The organism is Algoriphagus zhangzhouensis (assembly GCF_900148515.1).
Classification (GTDB): Bacteria; Bacteroidota; Bacteroidia; order Cytophagales; family Cyclobacteriaceae; genus Algoriphagus; species Algoriphagus zhangzhouensis.
The window spans coordinates 46,751-52,750 of the sequence record NZ_FRXN01000008.1; the positions used below are offsets into that span (position 1 = coordinate 46,751).

Below are 6,000 nucleotides of genomic sequence, written 5' to 3' on the forward strand. Positions count from 1 at the left end.
CCTAATCCCCATTTCCTAACCCCTATCATTTGATTCTTGTCTCTTGGATCTTGGCACAGCTTCGCCCTTTCAGTCACATTTGACTTAGTTTCTTACAGCCCTCACTACAGGAGGCAGGACTACCTACAGTAGTTGAATTCGCTACTTTCAGTCCCATCGAGGACTTAAGAATGACTGAGTAATAAATTTACTCGGTTGATTTTGATTCGCAAATTTTGAGTAATGAAATGTTTGGAGGTGGGAGGTTGGGAAGTCGGGAAGTTGGAAGTTAGAAGTTGGAGGTTGGAGGTTGGAAGGGTTGACATTGTTTGAAAATTGGAAAATTGAAAAATTGGAAAATTTCAAAAGTTGGAAGTAGGAAGTTGGAAGTTGAACTGGGAATAGGTATTAGAGAGCAGAAATTAGGGATTGGCAGAGCACCAGAGGTGCGATAAGATGGTAGCCCTGGGTGAGCGAAGCGTAACCCAGGGTGTAAAAGGACAAAAAGCCATTTAACTCGGCCATGAGATATCAATTGACCACCAGTCTTGGTGCTGAGGAGAAGGAGGAAACATCATTTTTTCAACCCAACGAAATTTCCATTTTGGAGAAAATCAACATTGGGCTAAAGCCCTTATCTTATTGAACTATATTTTTTGAATGGGCTAAAGCGCCATTCCTATTCAAAAGACAGCTCAAAAATTGGGGGATTCTTAAATTATTCACCACAGAGGCGCAGAGAACGCTGAGTTTTCACGGAGAATTTTTCTAATCCCTTTTCCCCAATCCCTCCCGATGACTATCGGGATCCCAAATCCCTCTTACAAAAATACGATCCTCGAAATATCGAATAATGAATGATGAATTTCGAATGTTGAAATACGAAGGACGAAATACGATTAGGAAGCTTGGTACATTGGACTTGGTACTTTGGACAACCTTCTTGTTTCTTAAATTATTCACCACAGAGGCGCAGAGAACGCTGAGTTTTCACGGAGATTTTTTCTAATCCCTTTTCCCTAATTCCGAAAGACGAAGGACGAAATACGATCTAGAAGCATGGTACATCGTACTTGGTACTTTGGACAAAACTCTAAACTCTCATTTCAACGCCATTTCAAACCTTGCCATGCCATAATTGTAAAACTTAACATAGGAGAAGTGCAGGAATATTATATTTGGATACTGGAGATAGGTCTTTTTAAAAAAATTGAAGGATTCTATTTCTGCTGAATTGATTTATGATCACCCAAAAAAGTTTAATTACATATCTCTATATTCTATTTGGAATTGGCCTGTTTTTCATGAGTTGCCAATCTCCAAAGGAAGAACCTACCCCACCTTTGGAAGAAACCATGGATTGGGTGATATCCCGGTTTTATGCAGATTTCTCACCATCTGAATTAAAAAGTGCTGACCAGTCTTTTTTCCTTTCCAATCTTACAGCTCAGGAATTAGAGGTACTTTCTACCCAATATTGGAAATTTCATGTAAATGAACCAGTACAAGTTTCTTTGATGATAGATGTCGATCAAAAAACAATTCCATTTTGGGTGGAAGAAGCAGGTTTTAAAAAAACTGATTTGAAGGTTACAAACGAGGAGTATACCTACCAAGTTTGGAGAAAAGAATTCCCAGAAGGAATGGTGGAATTGGGTATTCCTGGGATAGAAAATCATCGAACTCCTTATTTTGTATCTGTTGGAAAAGTAGATAGGGATTCGGACAAACAATTAGAAATCACTGAGGTTTTTCCTGCCTATCAGGAATTGCAATCACTTCAGAAAGGAAATCCTGTATATACTTGCTGGGATTTGGAGCTTCAGGATTATCCGGCTGAATTGGAAGGAGATATTTTATTGGCTACCAATCGGGGAAGACCTAGAGAATCCCATTTGTTTCAGGCAATCCGCGAAACCAATTTCCCGTCAAAAGGTGCCCCAGATCAAATTGCTCTTTCTTGGAGTGATGATACGCATACGAGTATGAATATCCAATGGAGAACTTCATTAGCAATTGCTCAAAACACTCTTACCTATTGGGAAAAAGGGACAACAGACAGCATACAAGTTCAGTCTCAAGTAAAAGAACTATATGATCGATTAGTATATGGTGATCCTCGCGTCAACCACCATACAGTCGAGCTCAAAAACTTAAAATCTGGCCAAACCTATTTTTATCAAATAAAATCAGGCAGCCATAAATCTGATATTTATTCCTTCCAAACTGCTTCAGAGGATGATCATTTTTCTTTTATCTGGTTTGGTGATACCCATAATCAAAAAGACTGGGGTCAATTGATACAAAAAGCCGACAAAGTCCATCCTGAAACTGCTTTTTATTCAACCACTGGAGACATGGTAGACCATGGTTTGTATAGGAATGAATGGGATGATTTCTTTGGATATTCCGGTCAGGTTTTCTCTGAAAAACCATTGATGCCGATACCGGGCAATCATGAAAACCAAGATGATTTAGGTAATCAATTGTACTATGATTTGTGGAGCTTACCACAAAATGGTCCCGACCAAAACCCTAAAGAGAGTAGCTATAACTTTGAATATAAAAACACATTTTTTCTAATGATTGATGCCACTCAGGATGTGGAACTACTAACTCCTTGGATAGAGCGACAATTGAAAAACTCAAGTTCTGAATGGAAGATAGCTATGCTTCACTTCCCTCCCTATAATTGGCAATCATCCTATCCTGATATTGTTGAACAATGGATTCCTTTATTCGATCAATATCATGTAGACATCGTTCAGAGTGGACATGTCCATAACTACATGAGGTCTAAACCATTGTTGGCAGGGAATGCTGTTGACGATTTTTCAAAAGGGACCGTGTATGTTTATTCTGTAGGAACGGGATACAATCTTTTCCCTATTGGCGAGCCAGCACCTTATGTCCACGTACAAGAAAACAGCAACTACTATTATCAGAGAGTAGAAATCAAAGGCAAGAGACTTCAGTTTGTTACCTATAATTCCGCGGGGGAGGTTGTGGATAGGTTTGAGATAAGGAAGTAGGGATTGTGGAGAGTAGTGATCAGGGATTGGTAGTCAGTGATCAGCTTGTAAGTAGTAAACGGTAAGAGGTCGGGAAGTTGGATGTGGGATGTTGGAAGATAAGTCAGAAAGTAGAAATCAGAAATCTAAAAGGGTTGTGATAGTTGTGTGCCTTCGGCGTTTTTATTGTTTGAAAATTGAAAAATTGAAAAATTGCAAAATTGCAAAATTGGGGAATCGGATAGGAATGGTTTAGAGAGTAGGGATTAGGGAGCAGGGATTTGTAAATCATCAATGTTCAATGCTCAATTTTCAATTCTCAATATCGATGAATACCGCTAGAAATTGATACCTAGGCTCGAAGAGCTGGGATTACTTAGAAGAAAACAATTATTTTATTTTTAGCCCTGTAGGGGCGGAACCTTGAATAGGCCTACCAAAGGTAGACAGGCTTGGGTTTTAACCCAGGTTAAAAGAGAATAAAAGTCCATTTCCCTCGGCCATGAGATATCAATTGACAACGCTGATTGAAGCCGAGGAGGGAACGAAAACATCGTTTCGTCAACCTTTTAATGGGTCTATTTTGGAGTTGAAAACTCCTTAGATAGAGGTTCTAGATTGCAAATCTAGAACAGCATGAAATAGGGATTAGATGATAAGTTAGAAGGCTAAAATCAGAAATTTGAAATACGATCCGCGATAAATATCGGGAACGATTAATTAGAAACTCGCATTCCAAGCAATTGCAACGCGTAGCAAACAACTATTACAATTCTTTTTTCGAATATCGAACATCGAATGATGAATTACGAATCTTGAAGGACGAGTTCGGAAATCAGCGATAGGAAGAAAATCAGCAAAATCAACATTGGGCTAAAGCGCCATTCCTATTCAAAAGACAGCTCAGATGGTTCCCCATTAACCATTAACCATTAACAGTGAACGGTAAGTGACAAGTTGTGTTTGCAGGTCCGATTGACATGCCTAATCCCTATTCCCTATTCCCAAATCCCTAATTCCGAAGGACTAAATACAATTAGGAAGCTTGGTACATTGTACTTGGTACTTTGGACAACCTTCATGTTTCTTAAATTATTCACCACAGAGGCGCAGAGAACGCTGAGGTTTCACGGAGAATTTTTTCCAAATGCCTTTTCCCTAATCCCTCCCGGTATTTATCGGGATCCCCATTCCCTCCCGTTGCCTATCGGGATCCCAAATATCGAATCTAATAAAAAGGGGGATTTCTCCCCCAGGTTAAGTTTTAATCGAATTACTATTTTTTAATGATTAATCGTTTCATTTCAATCTGGAAGTTGATCTGAACCTGAACTAGATATGTTCCAGCTGCGAAGGATTTTACTTCCAATGATTTATTAAATCCTCTTTCATATTCACCCTCATCCTTGATCAAGATTTTTCCTGCCAAATCAAATACCTGTATGGAAACGTGCGATGGTCCGGTCAGATTGACTTGTAATTGAACAAAATCAGTTGCCGGGTTAGGATACATTTCAAAATCAGCTTGATCAATTCTTCTTTCCAAAATCATATCTTTTTCAATCACCTGCCCCACTCTATCGATGGACTTAACTCTGAACTCCAATGGATAATTGGCTTTTTGGGTCTCGCCTATCCAAATCAACTGATTTCCTTTCACCTCCAAATCCTTGGACTCTAGGACCTGATATTCATGCTGATCATCCTCTGGATCAATAGTCTCCAAAGTGGCCAAAACCTGATCCTTCTGAAGGATTTCCGTCAATTCATTTTCTAAAATCAAGATTTCCTCAGGCATAGTTTTTTCAGCCACTTTAACCCTTATCAACACAGGTTCTTCATCTTGGACTTGACCGTGAATCTCATAGGTTCCTGGCACCAATCCATTATAAGTACTCAAATCCCAAATGACTGGCAGTTCTTCTTTTTGACCATTATTATCTCTTTCAAAGCCAATTGAAGCAATTTCCTTCTCTGGAGTATTCCATGGTACAGGTATCAAAGATTCATTTCTTACAAATTTGTTTTTACCTCTTCCTTTACCACCACTAGAACTGAGAATCAAATCAAAGCTCGCTTGAGATTCATTACCATAAGTATCCCTTGCCATCAGAATAATAGGGTAAGTTCCTTGAGCATCTAGTATTGTTCCAGGTTCTGGAATCTGAATAAATTCTGAAACAAAGCAATTATCCGTTGCTGGGTAAGAAATTCTATAATCAGGAATCTCGAAAATCTGACCATCGGTAAATGCTTCAGTTATTGATTTTGGAGTTCTAGAAATAGTTGGAGCTTCTGGATCAATAACCGTCACAATCAATATTGCTTCAGCTTGATTCCCCTCTGCATCTGTGATTGTATATACCACCAGATTATCTCCTACATCCACGCAGGAGAAATCGGATTGACTCAATGTCTCCCCCACAATTCTACCACAATCGCTGAAAGATCCATTATCTACCTCCCTCGGACTAATACTTGCAAAGCCTTTCCTATCTAGTTCAACGCTGATATTATTGGCAATCGCTGCGATTTCACAAGTTGGGTTCCAATTTACTATGATCGTTACCAAGGCTGTTGCGCTGGAACTATGACCCGCATTTTCCTCTACTGTCAAGAGAACAGTATTTTCTCCTTCATCCAAATCAGTGAATAAAGTTTTATCCAAGCTCAATGTGAGACTTCCACAATTATCTGTAGAACCTGCATCTATGTTTTCAGGAAGAACCTCAACTTGTTCCCCTTCTTGAATAGTTAGAGTTATATTTTGTGTCAAAACGGTTGGTGCTTCCCTATCCTCTACCCATACTTCTTGAGAAGCTGAGGTTACATTTCCGGCTGCATCTTCTGCTCTCCAGTTTACGATGGTCAGACCCAATGGGAAGATAGCAGGAGCGTCATTGGTGACTTGCACTCCTCCACAATTGTCTCCTGATTGAGCTTCACCCAAATCAACATTGCTTGCTTCGCAAAGTCCTGGATCTGTTCCAACAATGACATTCGCCGGAGC

The 6,000-nt window shown here is 39.5% G+C and carries 2 protein-coding genes; one reads left to right on the top strand and one right to left on the bottom strand.

Features of this window, described 5'->3' with window-relative positions; genetic code table 11:
- The first annotated feature begins 1,283 nt into the window (after positions 1-1,283).
- Positions 1,284-3,011: a purple acid phosphatase family protein gene (locus BUF13_RS20245; RefSeq protein WP_166669869.1), complete on the top strand. Its 1,728-nt coding sequence runs from the start codon at positions 1,284-1,286 to the stop codon at positions 3,009-3,011.
- Between the two features lie 1,255 nt (positions 3,012-4,266).
- On the opposite strand, the gene BUF13_RS20250 is transcribed toward BUF13_RS20245, so the two are convergent.
- On the bottom strand, positions 4,267-6,000 hold a 1,734-nt coding region (locus BUF13_RS20250; protein WP_073573658.1), incomplete at its 5' end, for a T9SS type A sorting domain-containing protein.